This is a genomic window from Pseudoalteromonas sp. Ld20 (genome assembly GCF_045064175.1).
Classification (GTDB): domain Bacteria; phylum Pseudomonadota; class Gammaproteobacteria; order Enterobacterales; family Alteromonadaceae; genus Pseudoalteromonas; species Pseudoalteromonas neustonica.
On sequence record NZ_JBISHB010000030.1, the window covers coordinates 131,148 to 149,629 of the forward strand.

Sequence of the window (18,482 nt, forward strand, 5' to 3'; positions counted from 1 at the left end):
AATGGAACACAATATTAATAAGCATATCTCTGGCCGTTTTAATCAAGAGTTAGAGAACGTACGTAATCATGTTTTAAGTATGGGCGGATTAGTTGAGCAGCAACTTAATAGCGCACTTGATGCTGTGAGTAATGGTGATGCTGAATTAGCGCGAAAAGTGCGTGAAAATGATTATAAAGTAAATGCCATGGAAGTGAACATTGACGAAGAGTGCACTCGTATTATTGCTCGTCGTCAACCTGCAGCCAGCGATTTACGTTTAGTGGTTGCGATTGCTAAAACCATTGCTGATTTAGAGCGTATTGGTGATGAAGCTGAACGAATAGCTAAAGTTGCCCTCGATTCATTTACTAAAGATCAGCAAGATTTATTGGTAAACATTGAAAACATGGGGCGTCAAGTATCTAAGATGTTGCATGATGTTTTAGATGCTTTCGCACGTATGGATGTACAAAAAGCTTTTGAGGTACATAAGGAAGATGCCAAGGTCGATCGTGAATACGAAGCCATTACACGTCAAATAATGACCTATATGATGGAAGATCCACGTTCAATCCCAAAAATTATGGATTTAGTTTGGTCAGTGCGTTCTTTAGAGCGAATCGGTGATCGCTGTCAAAATATTGCTGAATATATAATCTACTTCGTAAATGGCAAAGATATTCGTCATACATCTCAAGAAGATATAGAAAAATCATTGTGATTTTTTTTGGTGATTTTTTTTTTATTAAAGCGACCAATGGTCGCTTTTCATGTTCTCGTTATAATTAATATTATGTTCAGGCACTAGTGAAGCAATAAAAGCATTCACAATCGTGGTGAATGCTGTAAAATTCACGCCGCAAAGCATACTAATTTGATTTAAGGGTCAGCTATGCCTACAAACGCATTTTTAGGAGTATTCGCAAAATCTCCTATAAAGCCAATGGAAGATCACATCAAGAAGGTACATCAAGCTAGTAAAGCTTTGATCCCTTTTTTCAATCACGTATTTAAAGAAGAGTGGGTACAAGCAGAAGTGATTCGCTTGGAAATTCGTACTTTAGAGCGTGAAGCCGACGACATGAAAAGAGATATACGTTTACAACTGCCGCGTGGATTGTTCATGCCGGTAGAGCGTACAGATCTGCTCGAACTCGTCACCCAGCAAGACAAAATTGCTAATAAAGCAAAAGACATTGCTGGTCGTGTAATTGGTCGTGAGATGACCATTCCAAAAGAGATTCAAGTCAATTTCTTAGCCTATGTAACACGGTGTGTTGATGCGACTAAACAAGCGTCAAATGCAATTAACGAGTTAGATGAGTTATTAGAAACTGGTTTTAAAGGTCGCGAAGTGACCTTGGTAGAAAAAATGCTCGTTGAATTGGATGCAATTGAACAAGACACGGATGATATGCAAATCATTATACGCCGCCAATTGCGCGCCGTTGAAGATGGACTTAACCCAGTTGATGTTATGTTTTTATATAAAATAATTGAATGGGTTGGCGAGCTTGCGGATATCGCAGAGCGCGTAGGTTCACGTCTTGAGCTGATGTTAGCTCGTTAATTTACACTCAGTTCAATAACGAAAGATTAAGGTTACACAATGGATATCATTGCATCTTATGGCACGGTATTAATTTTAATTGCCGCAGCAGTCGGTTTTTTTATGGCTTATGGTATTGGCGCAAATGACGTTGCCAATGCTATGGGTACTTCAGTAGGGTCTAAAGCGCTTACAATTAAACAAGCAATTTTTATTGCGATGATTTTTGAGTTTGCAGGTGCTTATTTAGCCGGTGGTGAAGTAACATCGACGATACGCAAAGGCATTATTGACTCTGCCCCATTTATGGATATACCTGAATTAATGGTGTTGGGTATGATCTCAGCGTTATTTGCAGCAGGTAGCTGGCTATTAATTGCTTCTTTTCTTGGTTGGCCAGTATCAACTACTCACTCAATTATTGGTGCTATCATCGGATTCGCGTTAGTTGCAGTTGGCAGCGAAGCAATCCAATGGAATAAAGTGGCTGGAATTGTTGGTAGCTGGATAGTAACACCATTAATTTCAGGTTTTATTGCGTACTTAATATTTATGAGTGCACAAAAACTTATATTTGATACCGAGTCACCACTTAAAAATGCTAAACGTTATGTACCTATATACATGGGTCTTGCGGGTTTTATCATGTCTTTGGTTACGATCAAAAAAGGCCTAAAGCACATTGGTATTGATTTAGGTGCAGTGGAAGGCTATGCATTAGCAATTGGTATTGCTGTTGTAGTTGGTATTATTGGTAAAATAGTTATTTCCCGCTTGAAGATAGATCCAAAAGCTGACAAGAACATGCAATTTAATAATGTTGAGAAAGTATTTGCTATCTTAATGGTATTAACAGCATGTTGTATGGCATTTGCACATGGGTCTAATGACGTAGCTAACGCGATTGGTCCTCTTGCTGCTGTTGTTAACATTGTAGAGAATAATGGTGAAATTGCTAAACAAGCTGCTATTGCATGGTGGATTTTACCGCTGGGTGGTTTTGGTATTGTTGCAGGTTTAGCTATTTTAGGTAAAAAAGTAATAAAAACCATTGGTGAAGGTATTACACATTTAACACCTAGCCGTGGTTTTGCTGCTGAATTAGCCGCTGCTTCTACTGTTGTTATCGCATCAGGAACTGGTTTACCTATCTCAACGACACAAACGTTAGTGGGCGCGGTTTTAGGTGTAGGTATGGCGCGTGGTATTGCTGCACTTAACATGGGCGTGATCAGAAACATTGCTGTTTCTTGGGTAATAACATTGCCAGTTGGCGCAGCCCTTGCTATTGTTATTTTCTACATACTAAGATTTGCCTTTGGAGTTTAATTCCTACGGCTTAAGTATTACAGACTTTTAGCTTGAAAAGATCTCAATGCCCATGGTGTTGGGGTCTTTTTATTTGTGGGTAAGAAAAGTTATGACTAATTTACCAAGTATAAAACAACTGCAATACTTATTAGCGGTTCATCAATATCAGCATTTTGGTCGAGCAGCAAGTGCCTGCTTTATTGGTCAATCCACATTAAGTAGTGCAATTCAAACGCTTGAAGAAACTTTGGGATGTCAGCTTATTGAGCGTGAAAATCGTAGCCTCATGTTTACCGCCATTGGTGAAGATGTCGTAGAGCGAGCGCGCAAAATTATAGATGATACTCTCAGTGTTAAAGAGCTTACAAAAAGCCATTTAAGCCCACTTAGCGGCAAATTAACGCTTGGTGTAATTCCTACTATTGCTAGTTTCATAGCTGCGCCTTTATACGCACTATGCCAACAACAATATGTGGATTTAGAATTAGTACTGGTTGAGGATACAAGTGACAGCTTATTAAATAAGTTAGAGCACGGCCATATAGATATGGCATTACTCGCTTTACCCTATGAGACCGACAAGTTTCATACACAAGTACTTGCACAAGATCATTTTAGCTTAGTGCATCACAAAGATTATTTGCCAGCAACAGGGGTAGAAGACTTTAATCTGTTACCGGATGCAAGCGTATTCCTACTTGAACGAGAGCACTGCATGACAGGTCATGCATTGAGTGCTTGTCACTTAAACCGTTCAAGCTGTATTAACCCGTTTGAAGCGGCAAGCTTACACACACTATTGAGTATGGTTGAACATCAGCTCGGGGTGACCTTTTTGCCACAAATGGCAATTAATGCGGGGATTTTAGATAACAAAAACATGTTAGCCACGGCCTCTCAAGGTGATGCTTATCGTGACATTGGTATTTTATGGCGCAAAACCACAGGGCGAATTCGTGATTTTCGTTTATTTAGCCAAATGCTAGAAAATTTTTTAAAACAGCAATGCCGTTTAATACCAATCGACTTAAATATTTAACCATTCTAGCGAGCTAAATGGTCAGTAACTTAACACGATTGGTATGCAGGAATAGCTCATCAAGGTGAGCTATTTATTTTTTAATTTATTTTCATCTTTTCCAAACTATCCTCGCGCTCCTATCGACTAATCTTATAAGTAAAATAACTAAGCATCGAGAATCGTGTTTTTTCAATCAACAGAAACATTAATCGCCAAAGCACAGCAAGGTAATAAGCGAGCCTGGCTTAAGCTGGTTAAGCAGCACGAGAGCCGAGTTTATAACCATTGCTTGCGGATGCTCAGTAACCCGGATGATGCCATGGATTTAATGCAAGAGGTGTTTATCTCTGTCTATAAGAGCTTGCCAAGTTTTCGTGGTGAGTCGAGCTTTAATACTTGGATCTTCCAAATTGTGCACCGGCGCAGTGTTGAATATTATCGTCGTCGCAAGTACTACCAAAGTCTTGATGAAGTGCCTGAGCAGGCATGTGAACACAGTGAGCTGGAAAGTAACCAGTTAGTGCAAGTTCAGCATCAGCAATTAAAGACGATGCTGAATAACTTACCGTGGGAGCAGCGCTTAGTGGTGGAACTGAAGTTTTTTCAGCATTGCACTTTTGAAGAAATATCAGAGCAACTAGATATCTCCACCAATACCGCCAAATCACGGTTATACAGTGCATTAGGTAAATTGAAAGTTCATTTGGAGGCCGTCGATGGCTAATTTAGAGACGCTTTTTGAGCAATGGTTAGATGGGAAGGTTTTGAGTGATGCGCAGTTACAGCGGCTTGAGAATGATCCTGAATATAAAGCTTTAATGAACCAAGCACAAATATGGCAACAGCATAGTCGAGATTACAAAGCTGAAGCCGTGCCAACATGGGATCGCCAATCAAGCATGTCTAAGATCAGCTCTGCTGGCGTGTTTAATATGGCTGGCGTGTTTAATATGGCTGGCGTGTTTAATATGGCTGGCGTATGGGCCGTTGCTGCATCAGTGATGATTTGTTCGCTCATTTTTTTAGTTATGCCAAAACAGCAGACGCCAGAGCTGCTGGGGCAGGTAGCGCAACAAACACAGTTATTGGAGTCGCAACAAAAGCAAATTGATCAACTGCAAAAAATTATCACTGCACAAAATGAATTACAGCAGCAGCAGATGTACCAATTAGCTAAAGAGGCTATAGCAACTGGACGGGTTGAACGCCAAGAAGACATAAATAGTTTAATTACCTATATCAAAACCCAGCGCGCCCAAGACCAAGCGTATTTGCGGATGCAATTAAATGATTTAGCCGAACAAGTACAAGAGCAGCCAATGGCCGCTATCGCCAAAAACTAGGAGTATAGAGCAATGAACAAAAAACTTATCAGCAGCGCCATTATTGCCATTATTGGTTGTGCAAGTGGCAATCTACAGGCGCAAACCCCATTAGAATTGGCTGCAATCCAGCGTGAAGTGAGCATTATGGAAAACATTTTAAGTACTGCTTTAAAGCAAGATACCAATAAAAAAATTCGTGCCATGCAAGCTAACTATTTTGTCAAACAAGGTGTGGTATTTGAATTAGATGTCAGAGGCACTAGCCGTTGGCAAACTATTTTTAGTAATGCGCCTAACGCGCCGTTACCACCTTTGGCTAATATTGACTTTTCCAATATGAATATTGAGTTCATCAGTGATAAGGTTGAAGTATTCAGTGAGCAGGCCGTTGAATCATCACGAGAAGCTTATCAACAAGCAATGGAAGTCATGCGAGAGGGCGCTGAGCAAGTACGCGAAATCGCTGAGCAAGAACGTGATGTGAGCCGTGATTTACGTGAGTTAGAACGTGAAAAACGTGACTTAGAGTTTGCTAATCGTCACGATAATAGCGCCGCAGCAAAAGAGCTTGAGCAACGTAAAAAAGCATTAGAAAAAGATATTGCGAAGCTTGAAAAGCAACAAACTACGCTTACTAAGCAGCAACAGCAATTACGCCAAGATATACAGGCAAAGCAGGTTGAACGTGAGAGGCAGCAAGCCGCGGAGCAGCAAAAATTACTCACTCAAGTAAGTACGAGTATCAGCCTTACTCTGTGTGATTACGGCAGTGGGCTACGTAGTTTACCTAATGACGAACATGTTAGCTTTGTTCTGAAAGGGCTCGGTGATAAAAACACCAACTTAATTAAAGTGTTTGATAAATCAGATATTAAAAAATGTGTAGTAGGCGACATAAAAGCCAGCGATTTAGCACTTAAGGCAATTACCTATCAGTTTTAATTTGATAAAAACTTATCCCTGACCAACAAAGCAGTCGTTGTTACAAAGGCTGCTTTTCATTATGTCTTTCATATTCAAATTGTTTATTGAAAGGGGTAATGTCTGGCAAAAATAATAAATACACCCACACCACTAAATTGAAATAGGGTATTAAACCTAAGCACGTAAATGTGCTGATAGGATAACCTTTGATATTAGCATAACGGTGGCATTGGTAAGCTATCCCTAAGTTTACTGCCAACAATAATACAATTAATTGCACCATAACCTTCTCCATAAGTAGACAATAGCATAATAAATAACACATTTGTGTTTATTGGGTATGTTGTCGTAGATTGGTGATGTCTTGTTTATTTTTGTTTGTCTTACAAAAACAGTGACATTTAAAATCTGTATGAGCAAAGTATAGATGAGATTTCAGCGGATGGAAGTAAAATTTTCATCGGTAAGCTTCAAAAATCAACCATGTTTACTTAGGTGCTTGTTCGTAAAAAGTTTTGTTCTGAGAAATTTTTTCTAGTTCGTAAGGGATTCTTTCAATTGGTACTGGGCGAGAAATAAAATACCCTTGGCCGTAATCAACACCAATTTCTTTTAGTGCTAAAAAGATCTCTTTATTTTCAACGTATTCAGCTACAGAGCGCTTATCGAGGGAGCGGCTAATATCATTAATAGCTTTAACGAGTGCTAAATCAATTGGATCATTGAGCATATCCCGAACAAATGAGCCATCTATTTTGACATGTTGAGCGGGAAGCTGTTTAAGGTAATTAAAGGTGCTAAAGCCGGTGCCAAAATCATCTATCGAAAAATGACAACCTAGACGGTTAAGCTTTTCAATCATTGCGCGAGTAGCTACTAGGTTGTTAATACTTGCAGATTCGGTTATTTCAAAGATTACTCTCGTTGGCGATACCTTATATTCTTCGAGGCTAGATTCTATGTGTGGTAATAAACGTTCATCTAAAAATGATTGTGCAGATAAGTTAATAGCGACTTGATTAAGCTCTGGGTATTGCGAAATTGCAGCTATAGCATTTCGGATCACGCATTGGTCCATTAAGTACGTATCGTTAAGCAGCTCAAGAGACGGAATAAACTGGTTAGGGTAAATTAAATCATCGTTGAGTTTTAATCGTAATAGCGCTTCAAAATAGGCAATGTTACCTCTCTTAAAGTCCCAGATTGGTTGATAGTGTAATTCAATTTGATCTTGTTGCAGTGCTTGACGAATGCTGTGCCCCCATTCAAGGCCTGCTTGCATAGTGTTGTTATCTGAATCGTCTTTTGAGTAGCAATGGACTAAGTTTCGGCCTAAATTTTTGGCAACATATAACGCGATATCAGCTTGTTTTAAACATTCACTCGGATCGTTATTTGCTGCTGTAATTTGGGTTAGGCCAATAGAGCAACTAATGGAATAGATTTGCTCTTCTGACTGGAACTGATGGCCTTCAATTGCCATACAAATACCCTCAGCAACTAAGTGTGCATCAAGCAAGTTAATATTTTTTAAAATGATCGAAAACTCATCGCCACCAATACGACATATCAAATGCTCATCGCTAATATTGGCAATAAATAATTGCGCCACTTCCTTTAAGACAATATCACCTTGTTGGTGACCTTTACTGTCATTAATAATTTTAAAGTGATCAAGATCGATATAAATAAGTGCATGCTCAATTTCGCCATGAGTGAGCTCTGTTTGGCATATATGATTGAGCTGCTGATCAAAATAATAGCGGTTATGTAAGCCCGTTAAAGTATCATGCAGTGCTAAATGACGAAGTTGTAACTCAGCTTGCTTACGTTCATGAATATTATCAATAGTTGCAGTAATGGTAGTTGCATTACTGCTGTTTTTTATCAATTGTAAGCGGCACTCTACCCAAATTGTTCTGCCATCTTTATGGCTTATTTGAATTTCAATTTGTTGCTGTTCAATACCTGCGTTCAAAATACTGCTAATTGTATCGAGTAATTTGGGTTTATCATCAACATGGCAGTAATCAGTTAATGATTTAGTTAGTGTTTCTTTAATACCGTAGCCTGTTAAGGCTTCCCAAGCTGGGTTGATAAAACGAATACGTCCTTGCTGATCAAATTCAAGTACGACAGTATTTAAATGCAGTAAAATTCGTTGATGTGCTGAAAATAGTTCTTTGTAGCGACTCTGACTTTGGCTTAATTGTTCTACTTTTTGCGCAAATTCAGCATAGCTGACCATAAAATCTTCACGACGAGCAGCATGATCACATACTTTGGTTAAAAAAGATTGCTCATAAGGCGCACGGATAAAGTCAGTCACGCCAGACAGTAGTAGCTGCTCAGCGTAATCAGCATCATGCGTATCTATTATTGTTACTATTGCTTGCTTAGGATTATGCTGCAGTATTTCTTTGACTAGTTGATTTGCAGATGCTGCTTGTGCAGCGGTGGCATCGAGCAACACGATAGAAAACTTTTGCTGCAAGTAAATAGACAGCGCTTGCTTATTATTAATGACATGTGTGCAAGCAAAATTAAGTTGTAAATGTTGCTCAATTTCAGCGGCTCTATTGTCATCAGTCTCTAGAAGTAATAGATTTAATCGACTGCTTTTTTCAAGGTGAGTAGAGAGCACATTGGCCAATACTTGTGGCAACATATCTTGGCGCTCAAAAGGCAAAACAGCATCAATACCATAACTACGGGCTGTTGTTTCTGCAATTCGCTCACAATAGATAGGAGGGGTAAGTAATATTGGGGTGTTTTTAGGGGTGCTAAGCAGGCCCGAGCGTATCATTCTCGAGAACCGCCAGCCATCAATTTTACCCACATCAAGCCCTGTAATAATGATATCAACAGCTTGATTTTTTAAAATGTCGAGTGCTTGTTGACTGTCATTAACTTCAATGAAAGTAAATACATTGAGTCTATTGAGGGTGGACTTAATGGTTTGACGTTCAGACAAACTAGCGTTTAAGATCAGCAACTTTAGCTGCTTAGCCATAACGTCATACCTCTTTTTCAGTCATGATTAATTCAGTTGATTAGGATAATGCCATTTGCCATGAACCACAAGAGAACATTACAGGGTATTTTTATTCACCTCCTTAGTTGAGCAAATAGCGCGATACAGTTAAACTTGGCGCGACTTTTTTGATGTGGATGTTCCCTCTTATGCGCGTGGCCGATTTTAGCTTTGACCTTCCTGATGAATTAATTGCTCGTTTTCCTAAACAGGATCGAACCAGTAGTCGATTACTCACCTTAGATGGCCCCAGTGGCGACCTAGAACACAAGATATTTAGTGATGTACTTGATCTAGTTAATGAAAATGATTTGCTTGTATTTAATAACACAAAAGTAATCCCTGCGCGTATGTATGGCCAGAAATCCTCTGGTGGTAAAGTTGAAGTATTAGTTGAACGAGTACTCGACGAGCATCGTGTGTTGGCCCATGTGCGAGCCAGTAAATCACCAAAACCTGGGACCACCATCATCCTTGAAGGTAAAGCTGAGGCAACTATGGTGGGTCGTCATGGTGAGTTATTTGAATTGCAATTTACTGATAGCCAAAATGTACTAGAAATATTGAATGACATTGGCCACATGCCATTACCACCTTATATTGACCGCCCAGACACAGACGAAGACCGTAAGCGCTACCAGACTGTTTACGGTGAAAAGCCTGGTGCTGTTGCAGCGCCTACCGCAGGTCTGCATTTTGATGACGCTTTAATGGCGGCTTTAAAAGCAAAGGGTGTGAGTATGGCATTTGTTACATTACACGTAGGCGCAGGTACATTTCAGCCTGTACGTGTAGATTCGGTTGATGATCATATAATGCACTCAGAATACATTGAAGTGCCTGATGATGTTGTCGCTGCTGTAGCCGCAACAAAAGCCAAAGGTGGGCGAGTTATTGCAGTGGGTACAACGTCTGTACGCTCACTTGAATCAGCAGCAAAGATCCATGGTGGCCAATTAGCCACTTACTTTGGTGATACCGATATATTTATTTACCCAGGTTATGAGTTTAATGTAGTTGATGCCATGGTAACTAATTTTCATTTATCAGAATCAACACTGATTATGCTAGTGAGCGCATTTGCGGGGCAAGATAATATTATGGGTGCATATCAAACCGCTATTGAGCAAAAATATCGCTTTTTCAGTTATGGCGATGCAATGTTTTTAACTCGCAAATAGTTTTTATTGTTAAAGTAGATAAAACCCAACTCAGTGTTGGGTTTTTTAGTTTTAGTTTTACACTTTTAATCGCCGCTTTTAGCCCAATTAATGGTATTGCAGTAGTAAGTAATGATAGAATCGAGCGGTTAAATTATAGCTTGTTGGTGTTCGTGACCAACATCAGTAGTTGGACTGTTTTTCCGACATTGAGGTAAATATGAAATTTGAATTAGACCGTACAGACGGTAAAGCCCGCCGCGGCCGCTTGATTTTTGATAGAGGCGTAGTAGAAACGCCTGCATTTATGCCTGTAGGGACTTACGGCACAGTCAAAGGCATGACGCCGGATGAAGTTAAAGATACTGGTGCGCACATTTGCCTTGGTAACACTTTTCACTTAATGCTTCGCCCTGGGACAGAAATCATCAAGCAACATGGTGGTTTACACGGTTTTATGAATTGGGATAAACCAATTTTAACCGATTCAGGTGGTTTCCAAGTATTTAGCTTAGGCGCAATGCGCAAGATCTCTGAAGAAGGTGTTTTATTTAGCTCGCCAGTTAACGGTGAAAAAATTATGTTATCACCTGAAAAAGCGATGCAAGTACAGCGTGATTTAGGCTCAGATATCGTGATGATTTTTGACGAATGTACGCCTTACCCAGCGACTGAAAAAGAAGCGAAAGACTCAATGGAGCTATCACTTCGTTGGGCTAAACGTTCTAAAGAAGGTCATAGTGATAACCCGTCAGCTTTGTTTGGTATTATCCAAGGTGGCATGTATCCAGAGCTACGTGCTCAATCACAAGCTGGTCTTGAAGAGATTGGTTTTGATGGTTATGCGCTAGGTGGTTTATCAGTAGGTGAGCCAAAGGCTGATATGATTAATATTCTTGATCATTGTGCTTATAAAATGCCAGAGAACAAACCTCGCTACCTAATGGGTGTGGGCAAGCCTGAAGATTTAGTCGAAGCGGTACGCCGTGGTATCGACATGTTTGATTGTGTGATGCCAACTCGAAATGCACGTAACGGCCATTTATTTATTACTGGTGGTATTGTCAAAATACGTAACGCAGTACATAAAACAGACACCGGCCCTTTAGATCCAGAATGCGATTGCCATACGTGTAAAAATTACTCTCGCGCTTACTTACATCACCTTGATAAATGTAATGAAATATTAGGTGCGCGACTAAATACTATTCATAACTTACGTTATTACCAGCGTGTTATGGAAGGTTTGCGTAATGCCATTAGTGAAGGCAAATTAGATGAATTCGTAAATGATTTTTATGCACGCCGCGGCCAAGAAGTGCCAGAGCTTGCTGATACAGAAAATTAAAAAATTAAATTTTATAAAAATTAAAGAGGAAGTGTTATGAGTTTATTTATTTCAAACGCCCACGCAAGTGCGGCAGGTGCAGCTCCAGCCGGTGGTGGTTATGAGATGTTGATTATGCTAGCTATTTTTGGCTTAGTATTTTACTTCTTGATTTACCGTCCACAAGCTAAGCGCGTAAAAGAGCATAAAAGCTTAATGAGCGCGATGGCTAAAGGTGACGAAGTACTTACACAAGGTGGTTTAGTCGGTAAAATTGCTAAGATCTCTGAAGATAAAGACTTCATCGTTATCTCATTGAATGACCAAGCAGAAGTCACTGTACAAAAATCAGCAGTGTCAGCTGTGCTGCCTAAAGGCACAATGAAGTCACTATAATAATAAAAATAAGGACGCCCACGTGTTAAACAAGTTTCCATTATGGAAGTATTTACTTGTTCTAGCTGTGATTGCGATTGGCCTTTTATATGCCTCTCCTAATTTGTATGGTCGTGATCCGGCCATACAAATTTCAGGCACTAAAGGCGCTGACGCTGATCTCAGTGTAGTAGATAAAGTAAATTCCATACTTAAAGATCAAAACGTTACTGTAAAATCAGCAAAACTGGAAGACGGTCAAGTATTGATCCGTTTCAAAAATGTTGAAGAGCAGCTTAAAGCGCAAGATTTATTGCGTGATGGATTGAGCGAAGATTACATCTCAGCCATTAATATGGCCCCGGCGCAACCTCATTGGTTAAAAGCCCTTGGCGGTAACCCAATGAAATTGGGCTTGGATTTAAGTGGCGGTGTTCACTTTACGATGGAAATCGACATGGTCACTGCGGTTGATAATGCGCTTGAGCAAATGAACCAAGATTACAAAAGTGACCTACGTGAAGAAAAGTTACGCTATCGCACGGTTCGCCGTGTAGCGGGTACTGAACGTATTCGTGTTGAAATGCGTAACGAAGAAGACAAAGACGCTGCTGAGCGTTTCTTACAATCACGCTACCCTCTACATAACTTCATCGATGATAGCTCTAACGATAATGCGTTTTACGCGAATATTAGTGATCAGAAACTAAAAGAAATTCGTGACTACGCTATCAAGCAAAACGAAACAATTATTCGTAACCGTATCAACCAAATTGGTGTTGCAGAGCCTAATGTTCAACGCCAAGGTGCAGAGCGTATTATTGTTCAGCTACCAGGTGTACAAGATACAGCCCGCGCCAAAGAAATTTTAGGTGCAACGGCAACGCTTGAGTTTCGTGAAGTGGATGAAAATGCAGATCCGAGTGCCGCAGCACAAGGGCGCATTCCACCTGGCACCGAAATGATTATGAGCCGTGATGGTTACCCTGTGGTATTAAAAAAACGCATCATTCTTGAAGGTAGCCACATTACTGGCGCGCAATCAGGTGCTGATGAGTATCAACGTCCACAAGTAAGTATCAGCCTTGACAGCAAAGGCGGCGCAAAAATGAATGCCTTTACCAAGCGTGCTATTGGCAAGCGTATGGCAACTGTATTTATTGAATATAAGCCATCAGGTAAAACTGACGAAAACGGCAAAGCATTACCGCCAATTAAAGTGGAAGAAGTAATTAACGTAGCAACCATTCAAGCCCGCCTTGATCGTTCGTTCCGTATTACCGGCATTGATAACCCAGCAGAAGCGCATAACTTAAGTTTATTACTACGTGCGGGTGCACTTGTAGCACCAATTCAAATCGTTGAAGAACGTACAGTAGGACCAAGCTTAGGCCAAGAAAATATAGAAGCTGGTATGACTGCGGTTGCATTAGGCTTTCTTTTCGTACTGATATTCATGTTGGTTTACTACAAAGGCTTTGGTTTAGTCGCTAACCTTGCATTGGCAGCTAACTTAGTACTAATAGTGGGTGTAATGTCGCTGATCCCTGGTGCTGCATTAACACTGCCTGGTATTGCCGGTATCGTATTAACGGTTGGTATGGCGGTCGATGCGAACGTACTAATATTTGAACGTATTCGTGAAGAATTGGCTGATGGACGTAGTCCTCAGCAGGCCGTTCATCATGGTTATGACAGTGCATTTAGTACAATTTTTGATGCTAATATTACAACCTTAATTGCAGCAGTTATCTTATTCGCTGTTGGTACAGGTCCGATCGCAGGTTTTGCAGTAACACTTGCAATTGGTATTCTTACTTCAATGTTTACAGCCATTGTTGGTACCCGTGCGGTGATCAACTTATTCATTGGCGGTAAGCGAATTGATAAGCTGTCAATCTAAGGAGCATATATGCAAATTTTAAAATTAGGTGGCAGAACGTTAGGTTTCATGTCACTTCGCAAAGTTGCAATGAGCATCTCAACGCTACTTATTTTAGCTTCGTTTGCTTCTTTCTTTGTGAAAGGTTTAAACTTTGGCTTAGATTTTACGGGTGGTACAGCCGTTGAAGTCGGTTTTGCACAGCCAGCGGATTTAAAGAAAGTACGCTCAGTATTAGCTGAAAATGGCTTCGCAGATGCATCAGTACAATTATTTGGTTCAAGCCAAGAAATTTTAGTACGTCTTGCCCCTCGTGGTGATGATGTAAAAGCTGAAGTTATTGGTAACCAAGTAATTGACGCGTTAAAAATAGCCGATAGTAGTGTAGTAATGCGCCGTATCGAGTTTGTTGGGCCAAGCGTAGGTGAAGACTTAAAAGAGCAGGGTGGCCTTGCCATGCTTACTGCACTTATTTGTATCTTAATATACGTGGCGTTTCGTTTTGAATGGCGCTTTGCCGTTGGCGCTGTAGCTGCCCTCTTACACGATGTTATTCTTACTTTAGGTTTGTTCTCAGTATTAGGTTTAGAGTTTGACTTAACCATTTTGGCAGCAATACTAGCGGTAATAGGTTATTCACTTAATGATACGATCGTTGTATCTGACCGTATTCGTGAAAACTTCCGTAAAGTGCGTATAGATGACACTGTTGAGATCATTGATATTTCGTTAACGCAAACACTTAACCGTACCTTAGTAACATCAATCACCACTATTTTAGTATTGATTGCTTTGTTTTCTTGGGGCGGGCAAACAATTCACGGTTTTGCAACCGCGCTATTGTTTGGTGTGTTCATTGGTACTTACTCTTCTGTTTATGTTGCCAGCGCCGTTGCTATTGCAATGGGTGTAAGCAAAGAAGATTTAATACCAGAAGTAATCGAAAAAGAAGGCGCAGACTTAGACCCTATGCCGTAGGCTGGTTCTTAATAGAACAACTAAGTTTTCGTTTAAAAACCGCTCATTGAGCGGTTTTTTGTTTTTGGGTATTAAATTTTTAGGGCTGACCCTTACGCCGCACAAATCAAGCTCAGATAACATATCAAACCTGCGCGAGGTAAACTCCCGCCTACGGGCGTGATTAACTCGGGCGTGTAAAATCTCTTAAATCTCCTATTTCTAAAATGCGATGCATTATATATAATGAGAATCATTATTAAATATGGATGTAATAAAAGTATGTTAAAGCAACTTGTGTTAGTAAGCAGTCTGTTCACACTCGCAGCATGTAATGATTCAGAACCAAAACAATCAGCGGCGACCGAAAAAGGTCCATTAACTTCGCTTGAGCAGTATGATTTACAAGCCAAGACTTTATTGGCTAACATACGAGCAAAAAAAGATGCAGCAAGTTTAGAGGTTGAATCAGCTGACTTAGTCACGGTTTCACAAGTACTGTTGAGTGAGTTTACGGTTAAGTACCCGCAATGTACTGAGTATTTAAATGCACTTAATGCTGCAGCTAAATTGATCCCAACGTTGCCGATAGAAGAAATTGAAACGGGTTATCATGCTGATGGCAAATTACCAAAATTTGATGACCCAGTTTGCTATCATGCGAAAGACTTACTTGTACACCCTGCAACAGTACAGGCAATTGCACGTTTAGGTTTTGTTGATGAACAAGCATTTCAAGATGCAGAGCTTGAAATTGTTGAAGTAATAGCTCATTTTGATCAGGTACAAAAAGCACTGAATAAATAACGGATAATACAAATGAGGGTGGGCTCTGACATGAAATTGTCATACACCCTTGATACTTTAGCCGCTTCCCTATTTAAGTATTGGTCGGTCAAGGTGAATTATCAGCTAGCGATACTCGAAGATATACTACAAAACAGTGCAATAACAACGCTTTTCCAACCCATTTTTGATATTTCAGGACAACAAATTTTAGGCTATGAGGCACTCAGTCGCGGGCCTAAATCGTGCGTGTTAGAGATGCCAAGTGCCTTATTTAGTACCGCCGTATATTTTGAAAAAATCTCCGAGCTAGAGTTACTATGTCGCTCTAAAGCAATTGAAAACTTTGTAAACTTAAAGCTGCAAGGTAAATTATTCTTAAATGTGAGTCCTAAAACACTTTTAGATCCTTGCCATCCAAAAGGGGAAACGTTACATCTTGTTGAACACTTTGGTTTAGCTGCAAATAGAGTTGTTATTGAAGTCACCGAACAAGAAAAGGTGGATGATGGTTTTTTACTCTTAAAAACCATCGGGCATTATCGAAAACTTGGTTTTTCAATTGCTATAGATGACCTAGGTGCGGGCTACTCTGGTTTAAAACAATGGTCAGAACTATGCCCTGATTACGTAAAAATTGATCGTTATTTTATAGATCATTGTGATGAGAGCGTTGTTAAAAAAGAATTTTTAAAATCGATTATTGAACTGGCAAAAGTAACAAATACCGCAGTAATAGCCGAAGGCATTGAACGTGTTGAAGAGCTCAGTTTACTTGAAGGGCTGGGCATTATGCATGCTCAAGGTTTTTTGTTAGAAAGACCCAGTCAATCTCCCAGCACACAGTTTAATTCTAAACAATTACAAGGGTTAAGTTTTACGCCTCCTAGTAATCAATTCGATCAATCATTAGTAATAGGCCGTCTAGCGGTAGAGCATGTACCAATTGATTGGCAAACACGCTGTAAAGATGCACATAATATTTTTGAAAAAAATAAATCCATCATAAGTTTAGCGGTAGTAAATGAAGAGAATGCCCCCATTGGTTTACTGCATAAAGACCAGCTTACTGAAGTATTTGCGGCACCTTATGGACATGCCCTCTATGATAAACGCCCTGTTACTGCGCTAATGCACAAGCAACCTTTAGTTGTTGACGAAAATCAACCACTTGATACCGTAAGCCAACAAATAACAGAAAATGACTTCGACATTCGCCGCCATATTATAATTACTCGTACAGGTCGGTATCTAGGATTAGCGCCGTTACGTGATATTCTAAAACACATTACAGCAGAGAAAATTCGCCATGCTCAGCATGCAAACCCCCTTACAATGTTACCTGGAAATGTGGCGATTAATGAGGCAATAGAGAGCCGTTTACGTGTGAAAAATGGGTTCTCACTTGCCTATATAGATTTAAACCATTTCAAGCAATTTAATGATCTATATGGTTATGCCAGCGGAGACAGCGTAATAAAATTACTGGCAGATGTAACCGTTCAAGCTTGTAAAGATGTTCCCAGTTTTGTGGGTCATATAGGTGGCGATGATTTTATGGTGGTGTTTGATAATGATCAGGCAGTTGCTGTTTGTAATACCATTATCAGCAACTTTGAGTTGCAATCACGTGCTTTTTTTACGCCGGAGCATATCGCCAGTGGAGGATATTGGGCCTCGAATCGAGAAGGTGAAAAACAGTTTGTACCGTTATTAACATTATCGATAGGTGTTGTAGAACCTGATTTGGATCAATGCATTAATAGTCATCAAGTTGCGGCCTTAGCAACAGATGCGAAAAAAGAAGCTAAGCGATATCGTCATAGCTATTTATTTGTGTGTAATCGACGAGGCCCTGCGCCTGCTGTTGTACGCTTAAGTTCAGATAAACAAGCAGTATAAAGTTTACTTAATAGGTACGTATTTTACTTGAGTATTTACTCATCAAGGTGTAGCTTAAAAAAAACACTAGAATATAACTCTGATGACTAAATATTTTTTCTCGTTAGTTTCACTGTTCGTAATGCTGTATGTAAATAATACGCAGGCTCAACAAGCTATTAATATAGCTCAAGAGCAACGCCCACAATATAAGCGCGATGAATATTTAACAACATTGCTCACTCTCGCGCTCAATGCGGCTGAACAGCCAGCCAAACTCAATACGGTTAATGTGCATCCACACCAGCAGCGTACTCTTATTGCGTTAGATAGCGACGCAATTGACTTGTATTGGAGCATGACTAGTCCAGATCGTGAAACGCTAGCAATCCCTATTAAAGTTCCTTTATTTAAAGGATATATAGGAAAACGTGCCTTGGTTACACAACAGGCTTTTTTAAATAGATTTGAGAATATAACAACGCTCGATCAATTAGCATCGTTTACAGCAGTGCAAGGGCATGATTGGCCAGATACAAAAATTTTAGCAAGCAATGGCTTATCAGTTCGCCCATTGGCTAACTATGAAGCCATGTTTGGTTTGGTCGCAAATGGCCGTGTCGACTATTTTCCACGTTCTTTTATTGAGGTCAGCTCTGAGCTAATACAAGTTAATAATAAAGCATTAGTGATAGTGCCCAATATATATATTAGTTATCCTAGTGCATTTTATTACTTTGTTACAAAGCGAAAACCAGAGCTTGCTGATGCATTATATAAAGGGCTTGAAATCATGCAAAAAAATGGTTCTTTTGATGCGCTATTTATGAAGTACTTCTCAGCTGATTTAAAAGCATTACCTTTTGAATCAGAGGGTGTCATCGAAATAAAGCTAGATAACCCTTATTTTAAGCCATAAAAAAGGAGCCAAAGCTCCTTTTTTAGTATTAACCAGGTTTTAATTCGCT

Annotated in this window: 17 protein-coding genes; 15 read left to right on the forward strand and 2 right to left on the reverse strand. The window is 39.8% G+C overall.

From position 1 onward, the window contains the following. Position 1 precedes the first annotated feature (1 nt). The 7 genes from phoU (at position 2) to ACJJVX_RS06315 (ending at position 6,130) form a co-directional block, all read left to right on the forward strand. Positions 2-703, forward strand: coding sequence for a phosphate signaling complex protein PhoU (gene phoU / locus ACJJVX_RS06285; RefSeq protein WP_054204482.1), 702 nt, complete (start codon positions 2-4; stop codon positions 701-703). Between the two features lie 171 nt (positions 704-874). Beyond that, positions 875-1,552 carry a TIGR00153 family protein gene (locus ACJJVX_RS06290; RefSeq protein ID WP_054204481.1) on the forward strand — a complete coding sequence of 226 codons (678 nt, stop codon included), beginning with the start codon at positions 875-877 and terminating at the stop codon, positions 1,550-1,552. Positions 1,553-1,591: 39 nt separating this feature from the next. Next, positions 1,592-2,860 carry an inorganic phosphate transporter gene (locus tag ACJJVX_RS06295; protein WP_054204480.1) on the forward strand — a complete coding sequence of 423 codons (1,269 nt, stop codon included), beginning with the start codon at positions 1,592-1,594 and terminating at the stop codon, positions 2,858-2,860. 91 nt (positions 2,861-2,951) lie between these two features. Further along, positions 2,952-3,881 (forward strand): hydrogen peroxide-inducible genes activator, encoded by a 930-nt coding sequence (locus tag ACJJVX_RS06300; protein WP_054204479.1) that lies wholly within the window; start codon positions 2,952-2,954, stop codon positions 3,879-3,881. 163 nt (positions 3,882-4,044) lie between these two features. After that, on the forward strand, positions 4,045-4,587 hold the full coding sequence (locus tag ACJJVX_RS06305; protein WP_054204478.1) for an RNA polymerase sigma factor: 543 nt from the start codon (positions 4,045-4,047) through the stop codon (positions 4,585-4,587). Then, positions 4,580-5,206, forward strand: a complete 627-nt coding sequence (locus ACJJVX_RS06310; protein WP_405630664.1) for a hypothetical protein — start codon at positions 4,580-4,582, stop codon at positions 5,204-5,206. Before ACJJVX_RS06305 ends, ACJJVX_RS06310 begins: the two co-directional genes overlap by 8 nt. 12 nt (positions 5,207-5,218) lie before the next feature. Then, positions 5,219-6,130: a hypothetical protein gene (locus ACJJVX_RS06315; protein ID WP_405630667.1), complete on the forward strand. Its 912-nt coding sequence runs from the start codon at positions 5,219-5,221 to the stop codon at positions 6,128-6,130. A 40-nt stretch (positions 6,131-6,170) separates the two neighbouring features. Here ACJJVX_RS06315 and ACJJVX_RS06320 read toward each other — a convergent pair whose 3' ends face one another. Both ACJJVX_RS06320 and ACJJVX_RS06325 read right to left on the reverse strand, forming a co-directional pair. Continuing rightward, positions 6,171-6,395, reverse strand: a complete 225-nt coding sequence (locus tag ACJJVX_RS06320; protein ID WP_054204475.1) for a hypothetical protein — start codon at positions 6,393-6,395, stop codon at positions 6,171-6,173. A 204-nt stretch (positions 6,396-6,599) separates the two neighbouring features. Further along, positions 6,600-9,125: an EAL domain-containing protein gene (locus ACJJVX_RS06325; RefSeq protein ID WP_054204474.1), complete on the reverse strand. Its 2,526-nt coding sequence runs from the start codon at positions 9,123-9,125 to the stop codon at positions 6,600-6,602. Between the two features lie 170 nt (positions 9,126-9,295). On the opposite strand from ACJJVX_RS06325, the gene queA reads away from it, so the two are divergent. From queA to ACJJVX_RS06365, 8 genes are all read left to right on the forward strand, one after another. Next, a complete protein-coding gene (gene queA, locus ACJJVX_RS06330) occupies positions 9,296-10,327 on the forward strand; it encodes a tRNA preQ1(34) S-adenosylmethionine ribosyltransferase-isomerase QueA (protein ID WP_054204473.1) in 1,032 nt (343 codons plus the stop codon). Positions 10,328-10,526: 199 nt separating this feature from the next. Continuing rightward, positions 10,527-11,654, forward strand: coding sequence for a tRNA guanosine(34) transglycosylase Tgt (gene tgt, locus ACJJVX_RS06335; protein WP_054204472.1), 1,128 nt, complete (start codon positions 10,527-10,529; stop codon positions 11,652-11,654). Between the two features lie 36 nt (positions 11,655-11,690). After that, positions 11,691-12,029 carry a preprotein translocase subunit YajC gene (gene yajC / locus ACJJVX_RS06340; protein ID WP_054204471.1) on the forward strand — a complete coding sequence of 113 codons (339 nt, stop codon included), beginning with the start codon at positions 11,691-11,693 and terminating at the stop codon, positions 12,027-12,029. Positions 12,030-12,051: 22 nt separating this feature from the next. Continuing rightward, on the forward strand, positions 12,052-13,911 hold the full coding sequence (gene secD, locus ACJJVX_RS06345; protein ID WP_054204470.1) for a protein translocase subunit SecD: 1,860 nt from the start codon (positions 12,052-12,054) through the stop codon (positions 13,909-13,911). Positions 13,912-13,920: 9 nt separating this feature from the next. Further along, positions 13,921-14,868, forward strand: a complete 948-nt coding sequence (gene secF / locus ACJJVX_RS06350) for a protein translocase subunit SecF (RefSeq protein ID WP_054204469.1) — start codon at positions 13,921-13,923, stop codon at positions 14,866-14,868. A gap of 261 nt (positions 14,869-15,129) precedes the next feature. Further along, a complete protein-coding gene (locus ACJJVX_RS06355) occupies positions 15,130-15,654 on the forward strand; it encodes a hypothetical protein (protein WP_054204468.1) in 525 nt (174 codons plus the stop codon). Between the two features lie 30 nt (positions 15,655-15,684). Then, positions 15,685-17,535, forward strand: a complete 1,851-nt coding sequence (locus ACJJVX_RS06360) for a bifunctional diguanylate cyclase/phosphodiesterase (protein WP_169327909.1) — start codon at positions 15,685-15,687, stop codon at positions 17,533-17,535. Positions 17,536-17,617: 82 nt separating this feature from the next. Continuing rightward, complete coding sequence (locus ACJJVX_RS06365) at positions 17,618-18,433, forward strand: substrate-binding periplasmic protein (protein ID WP_405630671.1); 816 nt, start codon at positions 17,618-17,620, stop codon at positions 18,431-18,433. Positions 18,434-18,482 lie beyond the last annotated feature (49 nt).

Excerpts from the sequence above, each read along its gene's own strand:
- ACJJVX_RS06300 (WP_054204479.1), top strand. The coding sequence starts at position 2,952 with ATGACTAATTTACCAAGTATAAAACAACTGCAATACTTATTAGCGGTT.
- tgt (WP_054204472.1), top strand. The coding sequence starts at position 10,527 with ATGAAATTTGAATTAGACCGTACAGACGGTAAAGCCCGCCGCGGCCGC.
- ACJJVX_RS06290 (WP_054204481.1), top strand. The coding sequence starts at position 875 with ATGCCTACAAACGCATTTTTAGGAGTATTCGCAAAATCTCCTATAAAG.
- secF (WP_054204469.1), top strand. The coding sequence starts at position 13,921 with ATGCAAATTTTAAAATTAGGTGGCAGAACGTTAGGTTTCATGTCACTT.
- phoU (WP_054204482.1), top strand. The coding sequence starts at position 2 with ATGGAACACAATATTAATAAGCATATCTCTGGCCGTTTTAATCAAGAG.
- queA (WP_054204473.1), top strand. The coding sequence starts at position 9,296 with ATGCGCGTGGCCGATTTTAGCTTTGACCTTCCTGATGAATTAATTGCT.
- ACJJVX_RS06315 (WP_405630667.1), top strand. The coding sequence starts at position 5,219 with ATGAACAAAAAACTTATCAGCAGCGCCATTATTGCCATTATTGGTTGT.
- ACJJVX_RS06360 (WP_169327909.1), top strand. The coding sequence starts at position 15,685 with ATGAAATTGTCATACACCCTTGATACTTTAGCCGCTTCCCTATTTAAG.
- ACJJVX_RS06310 (WP_405630664.1), top strand. The coding sequence starts at position 4,580 with ATGGCTAATTTAGAGACGCTTTTTGAGCAATGGTTAGATGGGAAGGTT.
- yajC (WP_054204471.1), top strand. The coding sequence starts at position 11,691 with ATGAGTTTATTTATTTCAAACGCCCACGCAAGTGCGGCAGGTGCAGCT.
- ACJJVX_RS06365 (WP_405630671.1), top strand. The coding sequence starts at position 17,618 with ATGACTAAATATTTTTTCTCGTTAGTTTCACTGTTCGTAATGCTGTAT.
- ACJJVX_RS06325 (WP_054204474.1), bottom strand. The coding sequence starts at position 9,125 with ATGGCTAAGCAGCTAAAGTTGCTGATCTTAAACGCTAGTTTGTCTGAA.
- ACJJVX_RS06320 (WP_054204475.1), bottom strand. The coding sequence starts at position 6,395 with ATGGTGCAATTAATTGTATTATTGTTGGCAGTAAACTTAGGGATAGCT.
- ACJJVX_RS06355 (WP_054204468.1), top strand. The coding sequence starts at position 15,130 with ATGTTAAAGCAACTTGTGTTAGTAAGCAGTCTGTTCACACTCGCAGCA.
- ACJJVX_RS06295 (WP_054204480.1), top strand. The coding sequence starts at position 1,592 with ATGGATATCATTGCATCTTATGGCACGGTATTAATTTTAATTGCCGCA.